This is a genomic window from Micromonospora sp. NPDC005174, from assembly GCF_040608495.1.
Lineage (GTDB): Bacteria > Actinomycetota > Actinomycetes > Mycobacteriales > Micromonosporaceae > Micromonospora.
Genome location: NZ_JBEXIJ010000010.1, coordinates 161,207 through 186,871 on the forward strand (window position 1 = coordinate 161,207; position 25,665 = coordinate 186,871).

The 25,665-nt window shown below is 71.7% G+C and carries 18 protein-coding genes; 8 read left to right on the forward strand and 10 right to left on the reverse strand.

What is annotated here, in order from left to right; genetic code table 11:
* Positions 1–771: a hypothetical protein gene (locus ABZU91_RS14465; RefSeq protein WP_355239257.1), complete on the forward strand. Its 771-nt coding sequence runs from the start codon at positions 1–3 to the stop codon at positions 769–771.
* 72 nt (positions 772–843) lie between these two features.
* On the opposite strand, the gene ABZU91_RS14470 is transcribed toward ABZU91_RS14465, so the two are convergent.
* Positions 844–1,665: a DUF559 domain-containing protein gene (locus tag ABZU91_RS14470; protein ID WP_355239260.1), complete on the reverse strand. Its 822-nt coding sequence runs from the start codon at positions 1,663–1,665 to the stop codon at positions 844–846.
* A 350-nt stretch (positions 1,666–2,015) separates the two neighbouring features.
* Positions 2,016–2,255: a winged helix-turn-helix domain-containing protein gene (locus ABZU91_RS14475; RefSeq protein ID WP_355239263.1), complete on the reverse strand. Its 240-nt coding sequence runs from the start codon at positions 2,253–2,255 to the stop codon at positions 2,016–2,018.
* A gap of 218 nt (positions 2,256–2,473) precedes the next feature.
* Between ABZU91_RS14475 and ABZU91_RS14480 the strand changes: the two genes are divergently transcribed.
* Positions 2,474–2,764 carry a DivIVA domain-containing protein gene (locus ABZU91_RS14480; protein ID WP_355239266.1) on the forward strand — a complete coding sequence of 97 codons (291 nt, stop codon included), beginning with the start codon at positions 2,474–2,476 and terminating at the stop codon, positions 2,762–2,764.
* Positions 2,765–3,011: 247 nt separating this feature from the next.
* On the opposite strand, the gene ABZU91_RS14485 is transcribed toward ABZU91_RS14480, so the two are convergent.
* A complete protein-coding gene (locus tag ABZU91_RS14485) occupies positions 3,012–3,596 on the reverse strand; it encodes a hypothetical protein (RefSeq protein WP_355239269.1) in 585 nt (194 codons plus the stop codon).
* Between the two features lie 205 nt (positions 3,597–3,801).
* On the opposite strand from ABZU91_RS14485, the gene ABZU91_RS14490 reads away from it, so the two are divergent.
* Complete coding sequence (locus ABZU91_RS14490; RefSeq protein ID WP_355239272.1) at positions 3,802–6,513, forward strand: COR domain-containing protein; 2,712 nt, start codon at positions 3,802–3,804, stop codon at positions 6,511–6,513.
* 10 nt (positions 6,514–6,523) lie between these two features.
* Here ABZU91_RS14490 and ABZU91_RS14495 read toward each other — a convergent pair whose 3' ends face one another.
* Complete coding sequence (locus tag ABZU91_RS14495) at positions 6,524–8,302, reverse strand: ABC transporter ATP-binding protein (protein ID WP_355239350.1); 1,779 nt, start codon at positions 8,300–8,302, stop codon at positions 6,524–6,526.
* A gap of 95 nt (positions 8,303–8,397) precedes the next feature.
* Here ABZU91_RS14495 and ABZU91_RS14500 point away from each other — a divergent pair, with 95 nt between their 5' ends.
* The gene (locus ABZU91_RS14500) at positions 8,398–8,826 is read left to right on the forward strand and encodes a MarR family winged helix-turn-helix transcriptional regulator (protein ID WP_355239275.1); all 429 of its coding nucleotides are present in this window, start codon (positions 8,398–8,400) and stop codon (positions 8,824–8,826) included.
* A 162-nt stretch (positions 8,827–8,988) separates the two neighbouring features.
* A complete protein-coding gene (locus tag ABZU91_RS14505; RefSeq protein WP_355239278.1) occupies positions 8,989–10,773 on the forward strand; it encodes an N-acetylglutaminylglutamine amidotransferase in 1,785 nt (594 codons plus the stop codon).
* A 46-nt stretch (positions 10,774–10,819) separates the two neighbouring features.
* On the opposite strand, the gene ABZU91_RS14510 is transcribed toward ABZU91_RS14505, so the two are convergent.
* From ABZU91_RS14510 to ABZU91_RS14520, 3 genes are all read right to left on the reverse strand, one after another.
* On the reverse strand, positions 10,820–11,953 hold the full coding sequence (locus tag ABZU91_RS14510) for a glutamate--cysteine ligase (RefSeq protein ID WP_355239281.1): 1,134 nt from the start codon (positions 11,951–11,953) through the stop codon (positions 10,820–10,822).
* A gap of 90 nt (positions 11,954–12,043) precedes the next feature.
* Positions 12,044–13,252, reverse strand: a complete 1,209-nt coding sequence (locus ABZU91_RS14515) for a sigma-70 family RNA polymerase sigma factor (protein ID WP_355239284.1) — start codon at positions 13,250–13,252, stop codon at positions 12,044–12,046.
* A 2-nt stretch (positions 13,253–13,254) separates the two neighbouring features.
* A complete protein-coding gene (locus ABZU91_RS14520; RefSeq protein ID WP_355239287.1) occupies positions 13,255–13,608 on the reverse strand; it encodes a YciI family protein in 354 nt (117 codons plus the stop codon).
* 272 nt (positions 13,609–13,880) lie between these two features.
* Here ABZU91_RS14520 and fxsA point away from each other — a divergent pair, with 272 nt between their 5' ends.
* The 3 genes from fxsA to ABZU91_RS14535 are packed head-to-tail and all read left to right on the forward strand — an operon-like array spanning position 13,881 to position 16,980.
* Positions 13,881–14,072 (forward strand): FxSxx-COOH cyclophane-containing RiPP peptide, encoded by a 192-nt coding sequence (gene fxsA / locus ABZU91_RS14525; protein ID WP_355239290.1) that lies wholly within the window; start codon positions 13,881–13,883, stop codon positions 14,070–14,072.
* Between the two features lie 2 nt (positions 14,073–14,074).
* On the forward strand, positions 14,075–15,286 hold the full coding sequence (locus ABZU91_RS14530; RefSeq protein WP_355239293.1) for an FxsB family cyclophane-forming radical SAM/SPASM peptide maturase: 1,212 nt from the start codon (positions 14,075–14,077) through the stop codon (positions 15,284–15,286).
* The gene (locus ABZU91_RS14535; protein WP_355239296.1) at positions 15,283–16,980 is read left to right on the forward strand and encodes an HEXXH motif-containing putative peptide modification protein; all 1,698 of its coding nucleotides are present in this window, start codon (positions 15,283–15,285) and stop codon (positions 16,978–16,980) included. Before ABZU91_RS14530 ends, ABZU91_RS14535 begins: the two co-directional genes overlap by 4 nt.
* Positions 16,981–17,327: 347 nt before the next feature.
* Here the strand turns inward: ABZU91_RS14535 and fxsT are convergent, their stop codons facing one another.
* The 3 genes from fxsT to ABZU91_RS14550 form a co-directional block, all read right to left on the reverse strand.
* Positions 17,328–21,236, reverse strand: coding sequence for an FxSxx-COOH system tetratricopeptide repeat protein (gene fxsT, locus ABZU91_RS14540; RefSeq protein WP_355239299.1), 3,909 nt, complete (start codon positions 21,234–21,236; stop codon positions 17,328–17,330).
* A gap of 12 nt (positions 21,237–21,248) precedes the next feature.
* Positions 21,249–22,490 (reverse strand): TIR-like protein FxsC, encoded by a 1,242-nt coding sequence (locus ABZU91_RS14545; RefSeq protein WP_355239302.1) that lies wholly within the window; start codon positions 22,488–22,490, stop codon positions 21,249–21,251.
* A gap of 258 nt (positions 22,491–22,748) precedes the next feature.
* On the reverse strand, positions 22,749–25,388 hold the full coding sequence (locus ABZU91_RS14550) for a discoidin domain-containing protein (protein WP_355239305.1): 2,640 nt from the start codon (positions 25,386–25,388) through the stop codon (positions 22,749–22,751).
* Positions 25,389–25,665: the final 277 nt, after the last annotated feature.

The window sequence follows — 25,665 nt, forward strand, 5'->3', positions numbered from 1 at the left end:
ATGACGGACGCTCCCGAGCAGAGGCCGAAGCCCGCGGATCTCTGGCGGCAACGGGGCGTCCGAGGACTGGGAATCACCCGGGACGTGAGCGTCCGAGGTTGGCGGTGGTGGGCGCGCACCTGGGATCGACTGGTGGCCGCCCTGCAGGACGAGGCGCCCGTCGGGGCCGGGGCCGGACCGTCGCCGCCAGGCCCGCTCGTCGAGCAGCGCGACGCTCCCCGGCTGATCGCGGTGCCCGCGCAGGGGTACGTCTACTCCTTCTACGTCCGCGCCACCTTCGCCTGGTCGTCGCCGGTGAGCCTGCGGGCCGAGGTGTTGAGCTGGTACGTGGGGTACTTCCAGCCGAACGCGATCCAGCGCCTGACCCGACTCGCCGCCGATGCCGCACGGGACCTGCCACCGCACCGGGCGGCCGACCTGGAGGTGGCGTTGCAGCGGGCGCTCACCGAGGACCCGGAGTGGTCCTACCGGCGCGGGGACGTCCTCGTGACCTGCCAACCCGACGCGGCCGTACGCCTCGACGAGCGGATCATGCCGGCGCTCCGGCCACACGTCGACGCGATGGTGCGGATGGAGTACCAGTTCGACGAGCAGATGCGCAGGGCGACGTACGCCGAGGAACTGAGCCGGCGGTGGGCGACGATCCTCGGCGACCACCTCGACGCGGACGCGGACCAGGAGATGGCGGATGCCCGCGAGCATCTGCTCGCCGCCCAGCGGGACGCCGCACGCTGGATCGGCGAACTTCTGCACCACCGCGCAACCTCGTGAGCGCAACGCTTCGTGATCACTTGATGTCGACCAGTTGCCAGAGGTCCCGGAGAACTGGTGACCATCAAGTGATCATGACCGGCGGCTGGCGAGGATCGCCAGGGTCTGCTGGCGCACCTCGTCGGGGTCGGCCAGGAGGCGACGGTGGGTGAAGCGGACCACGAGGATTCCCCTGGTTGCCAGCAGGGCGTCGCGGCGAAGGTCGATCTCGCGTTCGGCCGGGTCGCCGTGGGTGGTGGCGCCGTCCAGCTCGACATCGACGCGCTCGGTCTCGACGAACATGTCAAGGTAGATGGTCCGTCCGCCGATTCGCACCGGTGCCTGCCGGATGAACGCCGGCATGCCTGGACCCGTGAACACGTGGTCGTGACCCCAGGTCTCCAGAGGGCTACGGCAACCGGCGGCGAGCTGGCCCACCAGAGCGCGCAGCGTCGCACGGTCGGTCAGGTGGGGCATGTCGGCCAGGGCTGCGACGAGCCGCTGCGGGGTGGTCGACCGGTCGTTGACCGCACGGATGACGGGCCCGGGACGGTCGACCGGTGGCAGCAGCGGCCAACAGTCCACCAGGGTCCGGTCGAGTCGCGTCACGGGGAACCCGCCTCGCACCACCACCTGCGGCGGCTCGGCCGCGAACCCTGTGCGGTGGCGGACGACCAACGGCGCACGGTCACGCAGACCCGAGCCGATCGGTACGTCGACGTACACCGGCTCGCCGGGTGGCTGGCGGCGTAGACCCCACACGTCGAGCGCGGTCAGCCGGCAGAGCGCGCCGCGACCGTCGGTGTACGCGAGAGTCGCCAGCCGCGCCAGTTCGGGCTCGACGCGGGCCAGGACCGGCCCGTCGGCACCCGTGCTCGGGATGAGGGCTGCGTCCAGGTAGACCCCGGGCAGCACCCGGACCAGCCGACCAGCCCGTCACGCGGCCTGCACCGTCCACGCGGGTGCCGCCCGCACCGCGTCCCGCCAGGTGCAGAGCCCGTCACCCCGCAGCACCAGGGCGCGCAGTCGCGGATCCATGGCCCCAGGCTGCCGAAGCGCGTCACCGAACACCGTCCGCAGGGGCGCCCCTGTGGACAGCGCGCACTCCTGTGGACGGCGCCCCAGACCGCGCCTCGACGTGGTACGCGACGGGACAGAGCAGGAACGTAAGGGTGTTCACCCGAGAGGGAGAGATCCATCGACCACGCCACTCGTGTGGCGAGACCGCCGGCGTAGGCAGCGCGTTCCGAGATGTCCCACGCCACCTACGGCTCCCGCATCCAGGTCTTCGGATCGGTCACGAAGATCCCCTTGCCCTGGTGCCGCCGAATGACCCGCAGCGCCTCCAACCGGACGTAGACCATCTGAATGGTGGACGAGCTGACGTCGAAGCGGTCGGACATGTCAGCGATCGAGGGCAACTTGTCCCCTGGCTTGACCTTCCCGCTGCGCAGGTCCCCGATGATCTCTTCCGAGATCCGGATGTAGTCCGGTGTCTGTGGCATGGCACTCCTCGCGTGGCACGCCAATTTGATCACGACACGCACAGGCCAGACAACTGAGCGTTGCGGCGAAGCAACTTAGGCATATATGGTTGATCGGAGCCGGTCCTCGCGTGGCAACGAGTTCGGCTCATCCCCTCGGTCGGGGCGGGTGCGTGTGCCCGTCCCGACCTCATCGAACGGACCCTTCGCAATCCCGCCTGCCCGCAGAGAGGATCGTCGTGGCTCAGGTGTATCGAGGAGGCCAGCCCCACCCCGCCGGCTATCCGGCCCGGTTGACGCCGTACGAGGTGCGGACCCGCGAGTTCGCCGCGCGTCGGCGCGGCGTCGACCTCGATGAGGTACGCGAGTTCCAGGCCCGGGTCGCCGACGAACTGACCATGCTCAACGAGACGGTACGGCTGCTCAGCCGCGAGAACGACCGGCTCGGACGGGCGCTGCGTGACTGGCAGACCATGCACGCGCGAGAGTGCCGGCCACCGCACGAGCAGCACAACGCCGGCCACTGGTGATCACGCGCCCCTCCCCCGGCGACCTGCTCGTCATCGACGGCCGAGCCTCGGTGCAGTTCGCCGGGGAGCGCGCCCTCACCTTTCGCATCGTCTCCGTGTCGGACCAGCCGACGTACGAGGGCTGGGTCTGGTTGACGGGCTACGTCCTCGACCGCCGGGACGATGCGGTCGCCAAACGCGAGATCTTCGTCCAGCTCTCCGGTCTCCGACCTCCGACAGACACTGGGAGGATCCGCTCCACGGTTCCTCAACCGTCGTTGGCGGGCAGGGTGCTGTCGGCTGCCACCGTCGTCCGGCCGGCGAGCGCCTGACGCAGCGCCGCGGACTGCTCCACCGAGCCACCCCGGACACCAAGGCTCTTTCGGGCCGCCCGGTAGTAGCCGTCCCGGGCCTCGTTGACCCGTGCCAGTTGCTCCGAGATGCCCGTCGGCGCTCCGACGATCCCTCGGGCGAGCCGCTCCACCTGCCAGATAGCGTCGCGCCAGTTCGCGGCGGCCACCACCGTCGGCTCGTCGCCGAGTAGTAGCAGGTTTTCCCAGACGACGGTGCGCCGCGCGTCCGAATCGGCCAGCCGCACGAGACCTTCGTCCCGGTCGATCGGGTGGCTGTGGGACCCGGGCCGCAGGTGGGCCGTCATCCGCAGCGCCACCGCGTAGCTCTCCTTGAGCGCATGTGCGTAGTCGACGTACGCGTCGAGGCGTCGCTCGTCCCAGCGCACGTTCTGGCTCCGACGCCACCGTGCGCGGTCGGCGAGCGAGGTGGCGAGAATCGTGCCCAGGGTGCCGACCAGCACGCCGAGGAGCGCCGGAAGTTGCGTCAACAATGTGCCCACGCTGCCGAGGCTGCCGTACCGGGGCGGGCCCTGCCACCCCCCGCCTGGGATCGTCGGCACAGGCGTGACGTGTGCTGCCGACGGGACGAGGGGTCAGTTTCGTCTCGCACTCGATCAAAAACGTGACCTGATCGACGAACCTCGCGGTGGCGCCCGACGTCCATAGTGGTGGGCGGTCGCCGATGTCGCACAGGACGGACAACCGATGATCAAAACGGTAGCGAACCTGGGACGGTCGGGCATCTCCTCGGTCCCGTCCGATCTGCTGGAGCAGACCGAGCTCGAGGCGCTGTCGCTGTACGGCAACGAGATCCACCGACTGCCCCCCGAGATCGGCGCTCTCCGGCAGCTCAGGAAGCTGGACCTCGCCAGCAACAGGCTGACGAACCTGCCGCCCGAGATCGGCGAGCTGAAGCAGCTCCGCGAGCTGGATCTCGGCGGAAACCGGCTCAGGGCCCTGCCCGAGGAGCTTGGCGGGCTGCCCGACCTGCAACTGCTGGACCTGCGGGGCAACCTGCTCAAGACCCTCCCGACGAGTCTCGCTCCGCTGCTGCTCCGGGGTCAGCTGACGATCCGACTCGACAACAACCCGCTGGACCATGCTCTGGTTGAGACGCTGCGCCGTGGCGACACCGCGCTGGGGGCGTACCTGCAGAGCCTGGCGGACGGGGTTCCGCAGTACGAGGCCAAGATCCTGCTGGTGGGCGAGGGGAACGTCGGCAAGACGTCGCTGGTGGGGGCGCTCAACGACGAGCAGTTCGTGCAGGGGCGTCCGACGACGCACGGCATCCAGATCCGGGAGTTGACCCTGAGGCACCCGATCCTCGACAAGATGTTGACACTGCGTACCTGGGACTTCGGTGGCCAGGAAATCTACCGGGTGACCCATCAGTTCTTCTTCAGCCGGCGTGCCATCTACCTGCTCGTCTGGCACCCCCGGGAGGGGCAGGAGCAGGGCGAGGTGGAGGGCTGGCTGCGCCGCATCCGGCTGCGGGTGGGAACGGCGGCCAGGGTGATGATCGTGGCGACCCACTCAGACGAGCGGCGCCCAGAGTTGGACTTCCCGCGCCTGAGTGCAGCCTTCCCGGGCATGATTGCGGGGCAGTACGCGGTGGACAGCGAAACAAGCACGGGTGTAGGAGCGCTGCGTGCGGCCATCGGCCGCGAGGCGGCACGGCTGCCGCAGATGGGCCAGTTGTTCAGCCGACGATGGGCCAGCGCGCGGGACGAGATCCTGGCGCAGGCCGGCGCTCAGCCGCAGATGCCCTTCGAGGACTTCGCCGCGATCTGCCGTCGGCACCAGGTCCGCGACGACGAGGTCGTCCACCTGGCCGAGTTGCTCCACGACCTGGGCCAGGTCATCTACTACGGTGACGACGACGGCCTGCGCGACATCGTGATCCTCAACCCCGAGTGGTTGACCAAGGCGATCAGCCACGTGCTGGAGGACCACGGCGTCCGGGCCAGTAGCGGCATCCTCGACCACCACGAGCTGCGGCGCATCTGGCGTCAGCGGGACGACGGGCTGTCGTACAACCCCGTCCACCACCCGTTCTTCCTGCGACTGATGGAGAAGTTCGACGTCTCCTACCGGCTGAGCGACCGGGACCGGAGCCTGATCGCCCAGTTGGTCCCGTACGAACGCGCGCAGCCGCCGTGGGAGGCGACACGGCCGCTGCCGGACGGCATCCGGGTGCTGCGGCTCATTTGTGAACTCGGTGAGAGCGCGCCGCCGGGCCTGATCTCGTGGATCACCGTCCGCCATCACGACGCGTCGACGGGTCAGCATTGGCGGCGAGGCCTGTTCCTGCGCCATCCGATCGCGGCGTACCGATCCGAGGCGCTTGTGGAGTTGCAGGCTGACCACCGCTTGACGATCGAGGTCCGCGCGCCGTCACCCGACCTCTTCTTCAACGTGCTGCGGGACAGCCTGGAACGTCTTCTCACGACGCGCTGGCCGGGCCTGCCCTTCACGCAGTTCGTGCCGTGCCCGACCCGTGGCAACGACGGCGTCGCCTGCACCGGGCGCTTCCCGCTCGACGGGCTGATCAAGTTCCGGGAGCGGTCGACTCGTCCTGGTTCGGCCCAGCCCCTCGGCCTGTTCGAGGCCACCCTGGGGGCCGGGGCGGGCCGGCCGCACGTCGTACTTCCCTGCCTGACGTGCCACCAGGATCACGACGTCGCCGGCCTGCTGACCGGCTTCGTGGTGCCACAGCCCTTCGGCGCGGAGCTGCAGCAGTTGGAGCGGCGCCTCAGCGGCCTCAGCAAGGAGGTCGGTGTGATCGGGGACCACGTGGCGGAGGCCGCGTCGTTCGCCGCAGACACGGCACACCAGCTCCGTCGGTTGGTGCGGGCCGTGGGCACGGAGGTGAACGACTGCCCACGGTTGTTCACCGTCGCCACGATCGCGTCCGTCGGCTGGCGTCGTCTCTCGTTCGGGCAGCGGCCGATCCGGATCACCCTCTGGTGTGAGCAGCCCGGCGAGTGGCACACCTGGGACGGGGCGAGTTACGAGGTGACCGAGCCGCGGGACTGGCTGCGGAAGGTCGGACCGTACCTGAACCTGGTGTTCAAGACCCTGCGCTTGGTGTATCCGGTGGCGGCCTCGGTGGCCGGCTACGTCGCGCCGAACCTGGAACACGCGCAGCGGGAGTTGGACCTGATGAAGAGCCTGATCGACTCGTTGCCCACGGCGCTCGTCGAAGACGCGCTGGCCGCGCCGCCCGAGTCGCGGCACACCCTGTCCGTGGCCGAGGGCGCCGCCCTGCGCTCGTTCAAGGTGCTGCTCATGCAGTTGGACGCTGTCCGCGCCTTCGGCGGGCTGAGCCGGGTACTCACGCCCACCGGGGAGTTCCTGTGGGTCTGCCCGACCCACCGGCGCATGCACGACCCGGGCCTGCCGGTGCTACCCGCCTGAGGGTCCGAGCTCAGGCGGCCAGGGTCGCGTAGCGGCCGTTGCTGGTGAGCAGGCTGTCGTGGTTGCCCGTTTCGACGATGCGGCCGTGGTCGAGCACCGCGATCTGGTCGGCGTCGCGAACCGTGGACAGGCGGTGGGCGATGGTGATCGTCGTACGCCCCTGGGCGAGGACGTCGAACGCCCGCTGCACGGCGCGTTCGGTCTCGGTGTCCAGCGCGCTGGTGGCCTCGTCGAGGACCAGGATGCGCGGATCGCGCAGCAGCGTACGGGCGATGGCGAGCCGCTGCTTCTCACCGCCGGAGAACCGGTGCCCACGGGAGCCGACCATCGTGTCGTACCCGTCGGGGAGCGCGGCGATGAGGTCGTGGATCTGCGCGGCGCGGGCGGCGGCTTCGATCTCGGCGTCGGTGGCGTCCGGCCGGGCGTAGCGCAGGTTCTCCCGGACGGTGGTGTGCAGCAGGTACGTCTCCTGGCTGACCACGCCGACGATCGCGGCCAGGTCGGCCAGGCGCAGGTCGCGCAGGTCGACGCCGTCGATGGTGACGCGGCCGGCGGTCGGGTCGTGCAGGCGGCTGACCAGCCCGGCGAGGGTGCTCTTGCCGGAGCCGGTCTCGCCGACCAGGGCGAGGCTGGTGCCGGCGGGCACGTCGAGGGTGATGCCGGCGAGGGCGGCGGTGTCGCTGCCCGGGTAGCCGAAGGTGACGTCGTCCAGGCGCAGGTGACCGCGGACCCGGGTGGGGTCGATGCGGACCGGCTCGGCGGGGTCGGCGACGTCGACGGGGAGGTCGAGGTATTCGAAGATCCGGGCGAACAGCGCCAGCGACGCGGTCAGCGACACACCCACGTTGAGCAGGCCCATCAACGGCCGGAACAGGCCACCCTGCAGGGCGGTAAAGGCGACCAGGGTGCCGATGCTCAGCGTGCCGGCGGTGCCGGGCAGGCCGGCGGCGAGGTAGATGACGGCCGGTACGGCGGCGAAGATGATGCTCATCGACGCCATCCGCCAGCGACCGGCCAGCTCGCTGCGCAGCTCCAGGTCGACGAGGCGAGCCGAGGAGGCGGCGAAGCGCTCGATCAGGGCGGGGCCGGTGCCCAGGGTCTTGGCGAGTTGGACGCCGCTGACCGACAACCCCTCCTCGACGGTGACGTTGAGGTCGGCGAGTTCGCCCTGGCGCTGGGCGGTGATCTCACGGCGCATGCGGGCGACCCGGCGGGTCAGCCAGACGGCCGGGGGCAGCACCACGAGCGAGACCAGGGAGAGCTGCCAGGAGAGCGCGATCATGGCGACGGCGGTGGCCACCACTGTGGTGAGGTTGGCCGCGACGGCGGTGGCGGTGGAGGTGACCACCGACTGCATGCCGCCGATGTCGTTGGTGATGCGCGACTGCACCTCGCCGGTGCGGGTGCGGGTGAAGAAGCCGAGCGACTGCCGTTGGAGGTGGCTGAACACGTCGGTGCGCAGCCGGTGCATGACCCGCTGCCCGACCTGGGTGGAGATCCAGGTCTGCACGACGCCGAGCGCGGCGGTGACGGCGGCGACGGCGACCATGCCGAGAACCAGCCAGACCAGCAGGGTCACGTCACCCTGCGGGAGGGCCCGGTCGATCACGGTACGCAGCAGGAACGGGCTGGCCATCGCGACGATCGAGGAGAGCACGATGATCGCGGTGACGATGGCCAGCGCGGAGCGGTGGGGGGTGAACAGGCGGCCGATGCGGCGCAGGGACACCTGGCGGGCCTGCTCCTTCTCCTCGGCGCTGACCGTGCGGTGGCCGCGGTCGCGGCCCATCGGGGTGGGTTCCAAGAGTGAGATCCTTCCGAAGTGAATATGCTGAGGTTACCTCAACATGAGGGAACAACAGCATTGGCTGCTACCGTATTCCGGTGACCGAGGACACGACCGACACCGGCGAGGAGAACCTGGCCGAGACGTTCTGGGCGGTCGCGTCCCGTCTGCGCCAGCAGACCCGGGAGTCACTGGCCCCGTGGGACGTCACCCCCAGCCAGTCCCGGGCGCTCGGCGTGCTCGGCCGCCACGGCGAGGTACGCCCCGGCACCCTCGCCGAGCACCTGCGCATCGCGCCCCGCTCGGCCACCGAGGTCGTCGACGACCTCCAGGCCCGGGGGCTCGTCGAGCGGCGGCCCGACCCGGCCGACCGCCGGGCGACCCTGGTCGCGTTGACCGCCGAGGGCACCCGGGTCAGCGCCGCCATCCGAGCCGCCCGTCGCGCCGAGGCGGACCGTTTCTTCGGCCACCTCCCCGACGCCGACCGGGCCGAGCTGGCCCGCATCCTGCGCACCCTGCGCGCCTGAATCGGACGCGTGGGCACACCGGACGCGGAAGCGCCTGCGCGTTTGCCGTCACCCCGCCCGGGTAGCCAGCGGCCCCGTTTCCACCGCGGGCCCCGCCACCACCAGTCGGGGTGACCTGACAGGAGGGGCCATGTCCGCCCTGAGCCAGCACCGGCCCGGCTGATGTGCGGGATCAGCGGGGAGGCGCGCTTCGACGGCCGGCCGCCCGACGCGGCGGCGGTGACCCGGATGACCGAGGCGATGCGCTCGCGCGGCCCGGACGACGAGGGCCTGCTGACCGGCGACTGGGTAACCCTGGGACACCGCCGGTTGACCATCATCGACCTGTCCGACGCCGGCGGTCAGCCGATGGTCCGCGACGACCTGGGCCTGGCGCTGGTGTTCAACGGCTGCGTCTACAACTATCCCGAGCTGCGCGAGGAGCTGCGCAACGCCGGGTACGCCTTCCACTCCACAAGCGACACCGAGGTGATCCTGGTGGCGTACGCGCACTGGGGTGAACGCTTCGTCGACCACCTCGTCGGCATGTTCGCGATCGGCCTGGTCGACCGGGTCCGGCGGCGGCTCGTCCTGGCCCGTGACCGGCTCGGCATCAAGCCGCTCTACCTCGCCGAGACTCCCGGGCGGCTCCGGTTCGCCTCCACCCTGCCCGCGCTGCTGCGCGCGGGCGACGTCGACACCGACATCGATCCGGTGGCGCTGCACCACTACCTGTCCTGGCACTCGATCGTGCCGGCGCCCAGGACCGTGCTGCGCGGCGTCCGCAAGCTGCCGCCGGCCACCCTGCGGGTGATCGAGGCCGACGGGCGCAGCCGGGAGCAGGTCTACTGGCAGCCCGACTACGTGCGGGAACCCGCCGACACCGGGATGGACACCGCCGACTGGCGGGCCGCCATCTCCGACGCGCTGCGCACCGCCGTACGCCGACGGCTCGTCGCCGACGTGCCGGTCGGTGTGCTGCTCTCCGGTGGCCTGGACTCCAGCCTCATCGTCGCGCTGCTCGCCGAGGCGGGCCAGGAGCACCTGCGCACGTTCAGCATCGGCTTCGACAGCCGCGGCGACGAGTCCGGCGACGAATTCCACTACTCCGACCTGGTGGCCCGCAGGTACGACACCGACCACCAGCGGATCCGGCTCGCCGACGACGACCTCTCGCCCGCCGTCCACAATGCCGTGCGGGCCATGACCGAGCCGATGGGCAGCCACGACGTCGTCGCCTTCCACCTGCTCTCCGAACAGGTGGCGAAGCATGTCAAGGTGGCCCAGTCCGGGCAGGGCGCCGACGAGGTGTTCGCCGGCTACGGCTACCACCAGCCGCTCGTCGACGCGCCCCGGCACGGTGCCGCCGAGACGTTCGCCGCGGCGTTCTTCGACCGGGACCACGACGAGCTGCGCGCCATCGTCGGCCCGGCGTACGCGCTGGACCACGACGCCAGCCGCGACCTGCTCGTCGGACACCTCGGCGCGCCCGGGGCGCAGACCGCGCTGGACGCGGTGCTGCGCCTGGACACCCACCTGATGCTGCCGGACGACCCGGTCAAACGGGTGGACAGCATGAGCATGGCGTGGGGGCTGGAGGTGCGCACGCCGTTCCTCGACCAGGACCTGGTCACCCTCGCCGCGCACTGCCCCCCGGAGCACAAGGTGGCCCAGGGCGGCAAGGGCGTCCTCAAGGAGGTGGCCCGGGAGGTGCTGCCGACCGAGGTGGTCGACCGGCCGAAGGGCTACTTCCCGGTGCCGGCGCTGCGCAACGTGGACGGGCCGGTACGCGAGCTGGTCGCCGAGTCGTTGCAGGCCCCGGCGGCGCGCGAGCGCGGTCTGTTCCGCCCCGAGTACGTGGCGCACCTGCTCGCCGAGCCGGACCGGGCCGAGGCGGCGGCCGGCAGCAACAAGCTGTGGCAGCTGGGTCTGCTGGAGCTGTGGCTGCAGACCCACGACATCCGCTGAGCCAGCGAGGCGGGCCCGGTCGGCGCGCGTCGACCTGGACGGACCGTCACCCGGCGGCGGTCTGCGCGGCGAGGTCGTCGATGACGGCGCGCAGGTCGCCCGTGTCGTCGAGCACCCGACGTTGCCGTGTCGCGCCGGTGCCGTCACGCCGCAGTCGGGCCAGTTCGGCCAGGACGTGACCGAGGTCGCCGTGGCGCAGCAACGCCGGGGCGATCGTCGCCATCAGGTCGTCGACCAGGTCCCAGGCCGGGCGGGCCCCGCCGGAGCGCAGGTCGACCAACGCGCCGTCGAGGCCGTCGTGGGCCGCCCGCCAGTGCGCCGCCGCGACGAGACAGTCGCGTACTCCCGGGGCCGGAACACCGGCGCGTACGTCGTCGGCGAGGGTCGCGACCAGGCTGCGGACCAGGGCGGCGACCAGCACGGCATCGTCCACGGTCGGGCACACGTCGCCGACGCGCACCTCGACCGTCGGGTACGCCGACGACGGCCGGGCGTACCAGTAGACCATCGCCGCGTCGAGCATGATGCCGGCGGCGATCAGCTCGTCGACGGTGCGGTCGTAGTCGGCGACCGAGTCGAAGTACGGGGTGGGACCGATGCTGGGCCAGCGCTCCAACTGCATCGACCGCCAGCTCGCGTGACCGGTGTCGTACCCGTCGTGCAGCGGCGAGTTGCTGGTGATGGCCTGCACCACCGGCAGCCACACCCGCAGGTGGTTGCAGACCTGCACGGCCAGTTCCCGGTCCGGCAGCCCGACGTGCACGTGACAGCCGCAGACCGCCGGGTCGTGCGCCACCGGGCCGTACCGGCGCGACATGGCGTGGTAGCGCGGCTCGTCGGGCACCGTCCGGTGCGGCTCGGCCACCGGCGTCGCGCCGACCGCCACGAGCCGGGCCCCGGCCGCGGCGGCGGCCTCGACCGCCGAGCGCCGCAGCGCCACCAACTGGCTACGCAGTTCGCCGAGGTCCGCGCAGACCGGGGTGACCATCTCCACCATGCTGTGTCGGAACTCCTGGCGGCTCTGGTCGCGTGCTCGGCCACGCAGCGCGGCCCGCACCTCGTCGGCCACCGGCACGTTCCGGCCGCTGTCCGGGTCGAGCAGCAGGAACTCCTCCTCGACGCCGAGAGTGAGGATGCCGAGGTCGGGCCGGGTGTCGACGGTCGTCGGACGGTACACCATGGCAGCCTCCATCCACTGTCGTGGCCACGGTCGGGCACCCGGCCGACGGGCGGCTCGGTTTCCCCGCCGGAGCCACCGGCAAACGCGCGCTCAACCCGTCGCCAGCGCGACCGCACGGGCGGTGAGGAAGGCCCGTTCGGCCGCGTTGTCCGTCAACGCGACGGCCATCCGGTACGCCTCGACGGCCTCGGCGTCGCGGCCGAGCCGGACCAGCAGGTCAGCGCGGACCGCGTGCCGTACGTGGTAGCCGGGCAGGTCGAGCCGGTCCACCTCGGCCAGCGCCACGGCCGCGCCGGCGACCTCGGCGAGCGCGACGGCCCGGTTCAACGCCACCACCGGACCGGGGGCGACGACTGTGAGCTGGTCGTACAACGTGAGGATCTGCCCCCAGTCGGTGTCGGCGGCGCGCGGTGCGGCGCTGTGCACGGCGGCGATCGCGGCCTGGATCTGGTACGGCCCCGGCCGGTCGCGCCGCAGGCAGCGGCGCACCAGCGTCTGCCCCTCGGCGATCAGGGCGGCGTCCCACCGACCCCGGTCCTGCTCCGGCAGCGGCACCAGGTCACCGTCGGCGGTGGTGCGGGCCGCACGGCGGGATTCGGTGAGCAGCATCAGCGCGAGAAGGCCCAGCGCCTCCGGCTCGTCCGGCATCAGGTCGACGAGCAGCCGGGCCAGCCGGATCGCCTCGACGCACAGTTCGGCGCGGGCCAGGTGCGGGCCGGCGCTTGCCGTGTACCCCTCATTGAAGATCAAATACAACACAGTGAGTACGGCGTGCAGCCGGTCGGGCAGGTCGGCGTCGCCCGGTACCCGGTACGGAATGCGGGCGTCGCGGATCTTCGACTTGGCCCGGACCAGCCGCTGCGCCATCGTCGCCTCGGGCACCAGGAAGGCCCGGGCGATCTCGGCGGTACGCAGGCCACCGAGCAGACGCAGGGTGAGCGCGATCCGGGTGGCCGGGGCGAGAGCCGGATGGCAGCAGGTGAAGATCAGACGTAGCCGGTCGTCGCGCACAGGCCCCTCCTCGGCGGGCGGGTCGGGGGCGTACAGCAGGGCCGCCTGGGCGTGTCGATCGCTGCGGGTCGCCTCCCGACGCAGCCGGTCGATGGCCTGGTTGCGAGCCGTGGTGATGATCCAACCGGCCGGGCTGGGTGGCGGACCGCTGGCCGGCCAGCGCCGGAGCGCGATCGTGAAGGCGTCCTGCACGGACTCCTCGGCGAGGTCGATGTCGCCGAGGAGTCGCACCAGCACGGCGACCGCACGGCCGTACTCGGCGCGGAACACCGCCTCCACGTCGGGCACGGTCAGTCCCCGGCGGCGGCCCGGAAGGGGCGGACCTCGATCGGCAGGGTGGTGGCCAGCGCGTAGCGGCGACCCCAGTGCAGGGCGGCGTCCAGGTCCGGCACGTCGATGATGGTGACACCGCCCAGGTACTCCTTGCCCTCCGCGAACGGCCCGTCGGTGACGAGGACGTCGCCGTCGCGGGGGCGTAGCACGGTCGCGGTCTGCGGCCCGTGCAGGCCCTGACCGAACACCCACGACCCGGCCGCGGTCAGCTCGTCACGCAGCTCGCCGACGTCGCGCATCACCCGGGCCAGGAACTCCGGCTCCGGTGACCCACCCTCGGGCTGGTGCATGCTCAGCAGGTAAAGCGCCATCGTTCCTCCTCGCGGCGGTGGTCGGCACGATGCCGACCCCTCATCCTCCATACGAACGACGGCCGCCCACATCGACAGGCCGACCGGACACGTATCGGCCCGTCGACGCCGGGCCGCCGGGCGGTCCCGGTCGTACGCCAGGTAACGGCACGGTGGCCAGCGCGTACGGGGTACGGTGTCGCGCCCTCGCGGGTCGGGTGCGATGGTGTAGAAAGGCGGAGTGAGCGCAGCGGTGACTCAGGTGCCGGTCTTCGACCGAAGGACGGTCCACGGTGGCTGACCACGACCAGCCACCCATCCCCGGCACTGTCGGCACCGCTCTGGTGCAGCTCGGCGACGTACCCCTGGCAGACCTGTTGGCCGGAGCGGGTGACGGCGTCCTGGCCCACGTGCTGGGCACGCTGGCCGCCGAGGGCGAGCCGGGGCGGCCCGGCGACGTGTCGGCGTTCGAGTCGAGCTTCTGACCGTGCCGGCCGACGCACCGCCGTCGGCCACCCGACACCGCCCTGCCGTGGCCGCGCCCCGGGTCCGCCAGGTGGTGCTGAAGGTCCACTCGCGGTGCAACCTGGCCTGCGACTACTGCTACGTCTACCGGCACGCGGACCAGGACTGGCGGGCCCGGCCCCGGATCATGGCCCCCGGCACCGTGCGCCGGGTCGCCGACCGGCTCGCCGCCCACATGGCCCGGCACGGCACCGACCGTGTCCGGGTGGTGCTGCACGGCGGTGAGCCGCTGCTCGCCGGGCTCTCCGTGCTGGACCGGACGGTACGCACGCTGCGCGCCGCGCTACCCGCCGGCGCCGCACTCGACGTGGCGATGCAGACCAACGGGCTGCTGCTCGACGAGGCGGCGCTCGACCTGTGTCACACGCACGGCATCGACGTCGGCGTGAGCCTGGACGGCGACCGCACGGCCAACGACCGCCACCGACGCCACGCCGACGGGCGCGGCAGCTTCGCCGAGGTGGCCGCCGCCCTGCGCCTGCTGGCGCGGCCCGAACACCGCGCCCGCTACGCCGGCCTGCTCTGCACCGTCGACCTGGCCAACGACCCGATCGCCGTCTACGAGGGCCTGCGGGAGTTCGACCCGCCCCGGCTGGACCTCCTGCTGCCGCACGGAAACTGGAGCGCTCCCCCGCCCGGGCGTCACCCCGACGACCCCGCCACCCCGTACGCGGACTGGCTGATCGCCGTCTTCGACCGCTGGTACGCCGAAACGCCCCGACGGACCGGCATCCGGCTGTTCGAGTCGCTGATCGCGCTGCTGCTGGGCGGGCGCAGCGGCACACAGGCCCTGGGCGTCGCCGAGCCCGATGTGATGACGATCGAGACCGACGGCACCATCGAGGGGACCGACACACTCAAGACCACCACGGCGTCGGCGATGCGGACCGGGTACGACGTCTTCCGACACAGCTTCGACGACGCGCTGCGGCACCCGTCGCTGGCCGGACGTCCCACCGGGATCGCGGCACTGGCCCCGGCCTGCCGTTCCTGCCCGGTCGTCGACGTCTGCGGCGGCGGCCTGTACGCGCACCGCTTCCGCGACGGCGCCGGGTTCGCCCACCCGTCGGTCTACTGTGCCGACCTGTTCCGGCTGATCCGGCACGTCCAGGAGACGGTGACCGCCGACCTGGAGGCGCTGCGCCGTCGGAGCGTACCGGCGGCGCACCCGTGACGGCCCCTCTGACGGCGACGCAGCTCGCCGGACTGGCCGCCGGCCACGGCGACGCCGACACCATCGCCGTGTTGCGGGGCGGACAGCTCGGCCGCCGTCGACTGCTGACCGTCGCCGCGACCCGCGCCTGCCGGGCCGAGCCGCTCGCCCGGCAGAGTCTGGAACTGCTCACCCGTGCCGAACACGCCGCACCGGCGACCGTGGCCGAGGCGCTGGCCCATCCGCCGGTGACCGGCTGGACCCGCGCCGCGCTCGACGGCGCGGCCGGCCCCACCTACCTGGCGACGCTCGCCGCGGCCGCGGCGGGCCGCGCCGGCCTGACGTTCACGCTGACGCTGCCCCGCCCGGCCGACGGTGTGCTCGCGCTGCCCACCGTCGGCGCGGCGACGGGACTGCGCGCCGACGACGCGGTGCGGCTGCGCGGCGAGGCCGGCACGCTGCGAATCGACGGCGGCGAGGACGACGACGGGGTACGGGTCGACGCGCGCGACGGTCGGCTGCTGGACGCGGGCGACGGCGGGATCGACTGGCAGCCGGCGCGCAGGACCGTGCCGTTTGACGCGGCCGGCGTGCTTGTCGACGACCAGGACCCGTGGCGCAACTGCTACCACCGTCCGTCCGCGCCCCGCCTGGACGACGCGGGGGCCGCCCAGCTGGACCGTCTCGCCGCCGGGGCAGGCCAGTGGCTGCGCGAACACCTGCCGGCGCACGCCGACGCGCTGGCCGGTCTGCTGCGCTCGCTCGTGCCGCTGCGGCCGCCGCCCTCGGGCAACCCGGTGAGCGCCACCAGCAGGGACGCGCTGGGGGCCATCGCGCTCTCCGTGCCGGCCGACGCACAGACCCTCGCGCTGTTGCTCGTACACGAGGTGCAGCACACCAAACTCGGCGCGCTGCTCGACCTGGTGCCGCTCTACCGGACGGGCGGGCCGGCGCGCTACCGGGCGCCGTGGCGGCTGGACCCACGCCCGGTCGGCGCGCTGCTCCAGGGCGCGTACGCCCACCTGGGTGTGGCCGAGGTGTGGCGTCGCCGACGGCACGAGGGCACCGCGGCCGCGTTCGAGTACGCGTACTGGCGGGAGCAGACCACCCGCGCGGTCCGGCAGCTCGCCGACGCCGCCGAGCTGACCGAGACCGGCCGTTCGTTCGTGGCCGACATGGAGCGCGAGCTGCGCGGCTGGCGCGACCCGGTCGACGGCCCGGTCGAGGCCGCCGTGCGGGACGTGGCCGATGCCAGCGCGGTGCGCTGGGGCCTGACCAACCTGCTGCCCGACCCGCACGAGGTGGCCCGCCTGGCGCACGCGTGGCGACACGGCGTGCCACCGGAGGTCGGGCGCTCGGCGTCGACGGTCCTCCCGGCCACGGCCCGTCCCGCGCTCACGCTGGACAGCGGTCCCGAGGCCGCCGTGCGCCACCGGCTCCTCGGGGGCGGCGGGCCGTCCGGGTCGAGCCCGAGTGACCAGGCGTACGCGGCGGGCAACTCCGAGGACGCGCTGGCCGGTTACCGCCGACGTCTCGCAGCCGACCCCGCTGACGTCGACGCCTGGGTGGGCCTCGCCCTGACCGCCCACCACACCGGGCAACCGGCTGCGGCCGGGGTGCTGACCCACCGGCCCGAGCTGGTGCAGGCGCTCAGCCAGACCCTTCCCGACGCCGATCCGCTCACGCTCGCGGCCTGGCTGGCACAGCCCGCCTGATCGGTCGACTGCGGACAGTGACGCCGCTCGCCTCTTCCGGAGGCGACGCCACAGGCCAGCCGACCCCGGACGCGACGCGCACGGGCGAGGCGTCTCCGGACGCGACGGCAGGGGGTGAGTTGCGTCCTTTGCTCTGCTTCAACGGGCGCAACACTCGCGGCCACCAGGTGTTGCCTGGAGTGAAGCAGAGCAAAGGACGCGTGCGAGGTGGCCAGGGTGGGGCCGCGAAGCCGTCGGGGCTTGCCTGCGCGACGCGGCGTAGCCGCGAGACCGCGAGACCGCGAGACCGCGAGACCGCGAGACCGCGAGACCGCGAGACCGCGAGACCGCGAGACCGCGAGACCGGTCTACAGGAGCGCCGGCTCGATGTAGGCGTTGGAGCGTTCCCGCTGTCGGGCCTGCACCACCCGGGGATTGTCGCCGCCGAAGAGTTGCACCAGCTGACCGAACGCCTCGTCGTAGAGCGCCCGGCCGGCGTCCGCCTCGCTCTCGGTGGCCTGGCGGCTCAGCGCGAGGTTGACCGACGCGGAGAGCGTGTCAGGGTGCTCGGCGCCCAACGCACGGGTCAGCTCCACGTATGCCGTGGTGTCCAGCAGCAACGCGTTGTCCCCGTCGCCGAGGGCGAAGAGGTCGTTGGCCAGGTTGAGGGTGGCCAGCAGGGTGTGCGGGTGCCGCTCACCGAGGTTGGTCAGCAACTGGTCGCGTACCCGCTGGGACAGCTCCCGGGCCTGGGTGTGGTCGCCCTGCTTGCGCAGCAGCACACCGAGGTTGTTGAGGCACGCCAGGGTGATGGCGTGCGACTCCCCGAGCACCACGGTGTAGCCGTCGCGCAGGCGGCGCGCCACCCGCAGGGCGGTCTGGTTGTCGCCCACCGCCGACCAGGTGGTGGCGAGGGCCATCTCGGCGGAGAGGGTGTCGGCGTGCTCGGCGCCGAGCGTGCGCTGGTAACGGACCACCGTCCGCTCGATCAGCCGGTGCGCGTCGGCGAAACGACCGAGCTGGCGCAGCGTGAGCGCCAACTCCTTCGCCGTCCGCAGGGTCTCCGGATGGTCCGGTCCGTTGACCCGCTGCTGGCTGACGTACGTACGTTGCAGGACGCTGTGCGACCGCCACAGCTCGCCGGTGTCGCGCAGACCGCGCCCGTAGTTGCTGGCCGACGCCAGGGTGGACGGGTCCTCCTCACCGAAGCGGTCCCGCCGCCGCTCGTGGATGTGCTGGTCGAGCGCGGCCGCGCCACGGAAGTCACCGACCAGGCGCAGCGACACGGCGAGGTTGTTCTCCGCGGTCAGCGTCCGGCCGCTGTCATCGCCGAAGCTGCGTACGCTCAGCTCCAGAGTGCGCCGGTCCTGCGCCTCGGCATCGTGGTAGAGCCCCTGGGCGCGCAGGTCCGCGCCGACACTGCGAGCCGTCATCAGGGTGTACAGGTGCTCCTCGCCGAAGATCCGCCGCTGCCGGTCGTAGACGTCCCGGTCGATCTCGTACGCCCGGTCGAAGTTGCTCTGCGCGCGCAGCACGTTCGCCAGGTGGAAGCGCATCCGCAGGCGGGTGGGATCGTCGTCGTCGGTGTCGCGCCACCCGGCCAGCGACTCCTCGGCAAGCGCACGACTGGTGTCGTAGTCGCCGCGTCGGTAGAGGTAGCGCACGATGTCCACGACGAGTTGCCGCGCCTCGTCCATGGTGGACAGGTGCAGGCCGCTGGGACGTACGTGTGGCCACAGCTCGGCGTACTCGGGCCAGTTGACCGGCTTGTCGGGATCGCGGGGGTTGGCGGCGGCGAGCAGCAGTTGGGCTTCCCGTCGCGCCTCGTCGGGATCGCTGAGCTGGTCCTGGATGACCAACTGGACCAACCGGTGGATCCGCACCGTGTTGTTCTCCGCGTCGACCTGGGCCAGGCCGTAGCGGCCCAGCTCGGCGGTGACCAGGCCCTGCAGGATCGGGTCGGTGAGCGTCGGGTCGATCGGTGCCATGAAGCTGGCGAAGCGGTCGCCGGTGAGCATGGCGACGGGAATCGGCTCCGGCGCGTAGAACGAGCACAGCTCCAGCAGCCGGGCGGCGGCCGGCTTCTCCTCGCGGAGCTGGCCGAGGGTGAACAGCCAGGTGGCGGCGAGTGCCTTGGAGTAGCCGGCGGACTGCCGGCCGTCGAGGATTCGCAGCAGGCCGGGGGTGTCCAGCGAGTGCAGGTACTTCTCGACCTGCATGGCGCTGGCCCGCAGGTACGCCGCGCCCTGCTCGACCGCGAGCGGCAGGTCGCCGAGCTTCTCGGCCACCTGCGCGGCCTCGGTCTCGCTGAGACCGCGAACCCGGTCGCGCAGCAGTTGGACGCTCTCGGCACGGTCGAAGACGGTCAGCTCGGTCGCGGTGGCGTACTCGCTCCAGCTCTGGTCCCGGGTCGTGAGCAGGACGTGGCCGGGCCCCTGCGGCAGCAGCGCCCGGGTGGTGTGGGTGGGCTTGTCGACGTTGTCCAGGATGATCAGCCAGCGCTGGTCGGGCCCGGCGCGGCGCAGCGTGTCGAGTACCCGGCGGGCCGCCTCGGCGCCGCCGCCCGTGCCCAGTCCCATCGCCTGGCCGAGGTCGCTGAGGCCACCACGGATGCGGTCGTCGCTGTCGGCCGGGATCCACCAGACCACGTCGTAGTCGCGGCCGAAGCGCAGCGCGTACTCGGCGGCGAGCTGGGTCTTGCCGACGCCGCCGAGGCCGTGCACGACCTGGATGGGCGCGTCCGGTGCGGCGGTGAGCCGGTCGCGCAGCGCCTCGAGTTGCTCGGCGCGGCCGACGAACGGGGTGCCGTGCTGGCGGACGTTGGAGATCGTCGGGAACTGGCCGGGGAACCGGCCGACCGCGCGACCGCCGGCCGTGACCGTCGCTCCGGCGGCTTCCAGGAGCCGGGTCCGCGCGGTGGACGGGTCGACGTCGCTGAGGTCCACCGGGCTGTGGTCGCTGTAGGGGACGGTCAGCCGCGACTCGTCGACGCGCAGCGGCACGAGCACTCCCCCGCTGCCGAGCTGGTCCCGACCGGTGGCGCTCTTCCACACCTCGCCGGCGAGGGGCGTGCTCGCGTAGTGCCGGGTGAGCACCGCCAGCACCCGGCTGGCACCGCTGACGGCCCGGTCGAACTCGGCCCGTCCGCCGGCGGCGACCGGCACGTCGAGCGCGCGGCGATCCACCCGCAGCCCGACGTCCTCCAACTGGTCGCTGATCCACTCGGCCCAGAGCCGGTCGGCGGAGGCGTAGCTGAGCAGCACCGCCTGCTCGGCGGTGAGCCGGCTGCGTTCGAACTCCGTCAGCGAACGACGCCGGTCCGCCTCGCCGATCGGGTGCAGCCGTTTGACCCGCCCATCGGTGATCACCGAGGCGAGCTGCTCGTACGCGGCCAGCAGGGTGCCGATCTGCTCCGGCCGGTCACCGAACGCGGCGAGGATCTCCTCGAAGGCGTAGAACGTGCGGTACGGGACCTCGATGGTGTTCCAGTAGCGGGCGACCGCCGCGTCCGAGAGGTGGTCGAGGAACGGGGCGAACTCGGCGCGCACCAGATCCCGACCGGTCTCCAGTTTGCGCAGCTCGGCGTCCTCCACGCGCATCGGCACCGGCAGCAGCAGCGGCGGGTCGTCCGGGCGCTGGCTGCGGATCGAGCGGGCCACCGCCGCCGCGCCTCGGATGCTCTGGGTGGACATGGTGAAGCAGTTGACCACCAGGTCGGGCAGTTGCACGGTGCAGATGCCGGCCACGTCGCTCAGGCCGGTGCGGCTGTCGATCAACACGACGTCGTACTCGGCACGCATCTGCTCCCGGACGGCGTCGATGAACGACGCGCCGCCCTGGCGCTCGTAGAAGTTGGCCCACTCGAAGGTGCTCACCAACCGGGAGTACGCCGAGTCCTGCTGCCCGGCGGCCACGAAGTCGATCACGCCGCCGTGGCTGAAGTCCCAGTTCAGTGAGACCGCTCGGCGTTGGATCTTGGCGTGGCCGGTGAGCAGTTCCTGGGAGTCCTCGTCACGGTTGCGCTGCATCGTGGCGATCGAGTAATCCCAGATCATCTCGATGACCCCAGGGGTGGCGCGCAGTTCCTTGTCACGCAGGAACGGGTGGAAGTAGCGGTGCAGACCGGGAGACTCCAGGTCCCAGTCGACGACCAGCACCTGGAGGCCCTGGCTGGCCAGGATCCAGGCCACGTTGGCCAGCGCCATCGTGCGCCCGGTACCACCCTTGTACGAGTAGAAGGTCACGATCTGGCCACGTGCCGTCTCGTTCAGCGCCATGACGTGCCTCCCCTAGGGACCTTCGAGGATCGGGCGGGTACCGGGGCCGTCCGTGGGCGGCTCCTGGTAGACGGTGCCCATGCGGTAGATCCGGACCTGCTCGACGACGAGCGCCTCCTCGAGCTCCTCCTGAAAACGAGCGGAGGTCGCGATCTCGGTGCGCCAGACGTCGCGGGTGCTGTGCAGCACGTGGGACGGGAGCACCCGGGCCAGGGTGTCCCACATCTTGCGATTGCCGCCGGCAGCTGCCTCGTCGGCCGCCGTCCACGGCACCAGGACGGGCGCTCGAGGCGAATCCTTGTCGCGGTCGTGGCGGATCAGGCTCACCCGGTAGCGCGGCAGGTCGGCGGACCAGACGTCGATCACCAGGACGACGATCTGGTTGTGCGTCCGCGCCCACTCCCGCACGGCCGCCAGGTCCTCGGCGTCCTCCACCGTCCAGCCGTAGCTCTTGGTGGTGGCGATGTCCCCGGCCCAGCTGCCGATCGGCGCTTCCACTTCGGGCCGGTACGGTCGCCAGTCGCGCGAGAACGCGCCGTAGCGGTCCTCGGCGCCGGGGCGGCTGCCGGCCAGCTCGGCGGAGCTGCCGGCGACGAGGACGATGTGCACGTGTCGGGCGCTGGTGGCCCGCTCCACCGCCTTCGAGGCGTCCGGCCCCTGGTGCGCCTGTGGCCGCGGCGGCAGGTCGAAGGCACTCGTCACCTTGGACAGCACCGGACGCTGCGCCGGGCGGTAGAGCTGGTGATCCCGAGCGGTCTGCACGATGTGCCGGGCGAGCGTATCGACGAAGTCCGCGTAATCGTCCTCGTGCCGTTTGCGCTGCTTGAGGGTGAGCAGACCGTCCTGGTCGTACGCGGTGCCGGTCGGGAATTTGCGGTACTGGAAGCGGGCGACGGCCTTGGGCAGCCGGTCACAGGGGATCCACTGCACCGGCACGATCGCGGGTGGACGGACGTGGAACTGCCGCTCGTGCTCGTCGACGCGGTCGGCGAAGACCCGGAACTCGCGACCGCAGTAGTCGCTGACGACGTATCGGGGCGAGGTGAGCGCGATCAGACAGGCGCTGGTGGACAGCGCGTCGGACAGCGAGTCCGTCCAGGAGCTGCCGAGCGGGATCTGCCCGTCGATGAACCCCGCCTCGTCCCACCGGGTGGCGGCCAGACCGGCCACCGCCTCGCTGAGGTCGCCGAAGAACTGCTGAATCTGACCGTTGCGGTTGTCCTCTTGGGCGTAGCTCAGGAAGAAAAGTGGCACGCCCGCCTCCGCTCACGGGTTCCACGACCGGTAGGCACAGTATAGGACCGTCGATGCCAGCCCACCCGGACCGCGATCATCGGGTGAGCGCGCGAAGAGTCGTATGCCCGACGCTTCCGGGTGCGCGGCGGGCTTGCGTACGCGGAGGAACGACCGTGGCCGGCCCGGTCTTCGGCGGGACCGGGCCGGCCTCGGCCCTGGGCACGACCCGCGCCGGCCCGGTCAGATGAGTCGACCGGATCGGCGCGGGCGTCCCGGTCAGGGGTAGTTCGTCAGGTACACCGTCTGGTTTGCCGCGTTCGCGGTGCCACCGGCGTTGTTGATCACCCGGTTGATGGTGCCGACGCCACCGAGCGAGACGGTGACCATGTTGGTGAAGCGCACGTTCGAGTTGACGGGCACCTCGAAGGAGTGCTCCTCGACCACTGCGGGGTTGACGTTGAAGTAGCTGTAGCTGCCCAGCCCGAACGCCTGGTGGCTGGTCACCGAGTCGGCCACCTTGTAGGCGGCGTAGCCCCGGGTCGACCCGTTCATCCAGGCCGCCTGGTTGGGCACGTCGTACGGCAGTTCGTTCTGGTAGAAGTACGTCCGCCCACCGTTGCCGTTCCAGATGGTCTGGTACTTCTGGTAGTGCTCGACGAAGAGGCCGTACATGGTGACGTCGTCGCCGTTGACGGTGAGCCCGGTGTCGGCGGTGTTCAGCGTCCACCCGGTGGGCACACCCTGGGCGGCGTGGTCCGCCCGCCACAGCCACATGTGGTCACCGATCACGTTGTCACTGTTGACGGTCAGCGTGTTGGTGGCCTTGCCGACGAGCGGTCCGCCGATGCGGAAGAACACGTCGTGCAGCGAGGTCGGGTTGCCGGCGTGGCTCGCCGACGAGCCGGACGGGCCGACCTCCATGAGCACCGGCGAGTTGGTGGTGCCGGCCTCGAACATGATGCCGGCGACCTTGACGCCGTCCACGTCGGCGACGCGCATCCCGACGCTGCCGTTGTCGGCCTGGATGGTGGCCAGGCCGAGGCCGAGGACTACCGTGTCGGCCCGGTTGACCTGGATCGGCTCGGTGACGTGGTGCACGCCCGGGGTGAACAGCAGGTGCTTGCCCTGGGCGAGGGCGGCGTTGATGGTGGCCGCGCTGGTGCCGGGCTGGACGACGAAGAACTGCGACAGCGAGATCGACGAGCCGGCCGGGGTCTTGTTGTACCAGCTGGTGCCGGTGGAGTTGGTCCGCACGGCGGGCACGAAGACCCGGTACTCGCCGCTGCCCGTCACGTACAGGAACGGCTTCTCGCGGACCTGGGGGGTCTGCGCGATGACGGTGTGCGACGGGTTGGGGAAGCTCGGCGGCGGGGCGCCGTTCACGCCCTGGAAGACCATGTTCCACACCGAACCGGTCCAGCCGTTGCCGAACTCGCTGTTGCGGGAGTACCACTGCTGCTGCGAACCGGAGACGACCAGGCCGTCGATGCGGGTGTCGGCCAGCAGGCCGCCACTGGACCAGCCGTCGCCGCCGTTCCAGAGCTGGATCTGGTTCTGCGCGCCGCGCAGGTGCATCCGCCGATACGGCGCGGCCTGCGACACCGCCCAGCGCTCCACGCTCACTCCGGAGGGCAGGGTCACCGAGAGGTTCTCCGCGGCCCGCCAGAAGTTCTGGGTGGCGTTGCCGCCGAACCAGGTCGCCTCGGCCCGGACGTGTCCGTTGAGGTTGACGTCGTCGGGGCTCATGCCGAGGCCGGCGACCTGGGTGAAGAAGCCGAGGTTGACGTCGGCGGTGTAGGTGCCCGGCTTGAACAGCACGGCGTAGCGCTGCGCGCCGAACTGGTTCGTCTCCTGCTGGGTGAAGATGGTGTTCAGTCGACTCTGGATCGTCGACGTCGGGGTGCTCGGGTCGAAGACGTACGTGTTCGCGCCCAGGTTGGGGTTGTACGGGTCGGTGGTGCCGACCGGGGGCTCGGTGGTGCCGCCGCCGGTCGTGTTGACCGCCAGCTCCCACAGCGAGTAGCCGTAGGCGGTGCCCCGGGCGGTGCCGTAGACGCGCAGGTAGCGTCCGCTGCCGGTGACGGTGAGGTTCTGCGTGCCTCCGGTGGCGGTGGTGGTCGAGTAGATCGTGGTCCAGGTGGACCCGTCGGCGGAGGTCTGGAGCTGGAAGGCCCGGGCGTACGCGGCCTCCCAGGTCAGCGTCACCCGGCAGATCGTGCGGGTGCTGCCCAGGTCGACGCGCAGCCACTGCGGGTCGCTGGCGGCGCTGGCCCAGCGGGTGCCGGTGTTGCCGTCGACTGCGGCGGACGCGGGGGTGCCGGCGTTCTCCGTGGACGAGGCGGTCACCGGGCTGCCCTGCGCCACGTTGGCGCTGCCGCAGGTGGAGGTGTCACCGCCGGTCTCGCCGTAGACCTGGAACTCCCAGAGCGAGTAGCCGTAGGCGGAGCCCCGGGCGGTGCCGTACATCCGCACGTACCGGCCGGCACCGGTGACGGTGAGGTTCTGCGTGCCGCCCGCGCCGGTGGTGGTGGAGTAGATCGTCGTCCAGGTGGCGGCGTCGTCGGAGGTCTGGATCTGGAAGGCGCGGCCGTAGGCCCCCTCCCAGAGCAGGTTGACCTGGCTGATGGTGGCCCGCGTGCCGAGGTCGACCTGGAGCCACTGCGGGTCGCTGAAGGCGCTGGCCCAGCGGGTGCCGGTGTTGCCGTCGACGGCGGCGGACGCGGGGGTGCCGGCGTTCTCGGTGGACGAGGCGGTCGCCGGGCGGCCCTGCGACAGCAGGGTGGGTGCGGCCTGCGCCGGGGCGGTGGCCACGGCTGGTGTCAGGGCCGCCACCAGGGCCACGGCGACTCCGGTGAGGAGGTGCCGGACGGTCCGCCGCCGGGGACGCGGGCGTACGGATGTAGCACGAGATGTCATGACATCGCCTGTCGATAGGGCGTTACGGACGCCGTGCGGGTGGGGGTCGGGTTCGCCCGTGGTGCCGTGGGTGGTGCCGCCGATGCGACGCCGCGGGGATGAGAGCGCTCTCGTAGGAGTGTTGCGGCGAGATTGCGGCGGCGTCAAGACATCGATCTATAACTTCGTTATTTATCCCGAGGATGAGGTTTTGTGTAATTCCCCACCCCTCGGCACCGTCCCGCACGGCCCGACCACCCCCGGTGATCAAGAGATTCGCGTCAGAAACCGCCCCGGG

What these genes read in the sequence shown, in the direction of transcription:
- ABZU91_RS14465 (WP_355239257.1), top strand. Translation starts at nt 1, where the DNA reads ATGACGGACGCTCCCGAGCAGAGGCCGAAGCCCGCGGATCTCTGGCGG.
- ABZU91_RS14475 (WP_355239263.1), bottom strand. Translation starts at nt 2,255, where the DNA reads ATGCCACAGACACCGGACTACATCCGGATCTCGGAAGAGATCATCGGG.
- ABZU91_RS14490 (WP_355239272.1), top strand. Translation starts at nt 3,802, where the DNA reads ATGATCAAAACGGTAGCGAACCTGGGACGGTCGGGCATCTCCTCGGTC.
- ABZU91_RS14495 (WP_355239350.1), bottom strand. Translation starts at nt 8,302, where the DNA reads ATGGGCCGCGACCGCGGCCACCGCACGGTCAGCGCCGAGGAGAAGGAG.
- ABZU91_RS14505 (WP_355239278.1), top strand. Translation starts at nt 8,989, where the DNA reads ATGTGCGGGATCAGCGGGGAGGCGCGCTTCGACGGCCGGCCGCCCGAC.
- ABZU91_RS14510 (WP_355239281.1), bottom strand. Translation starts at nt 11,953, where the DNA reads ATGGTGTACCGTCCGACGACCGTCGACACCCGGCCCGACCTCGGCATC.
- ABZU91_RS14520 (WP_355239287.1), bottom strand. Translation starts at nt 13,608, where the DNA reads ATGGCGCTTTACCTGCTGAGCATGCACCAGCCCGAGGGTGGGTCACCG.
- fxsT (WP_355239299.1), bottom strand. Translation starts at nt 21,236, where the DNA reads ATGGCGCTGAACGAGACGGCACGTGGCCAGATCGTGACCTTCTACTCG.
- ABZU91_RS14550 (WP_355239305.1), bottom strand. Translation starts at nt 25,388, where the DNA reads ATGACATCTCGTGCTACATCCGTACGCCCGCGTCCCCGGCGGCGGACC.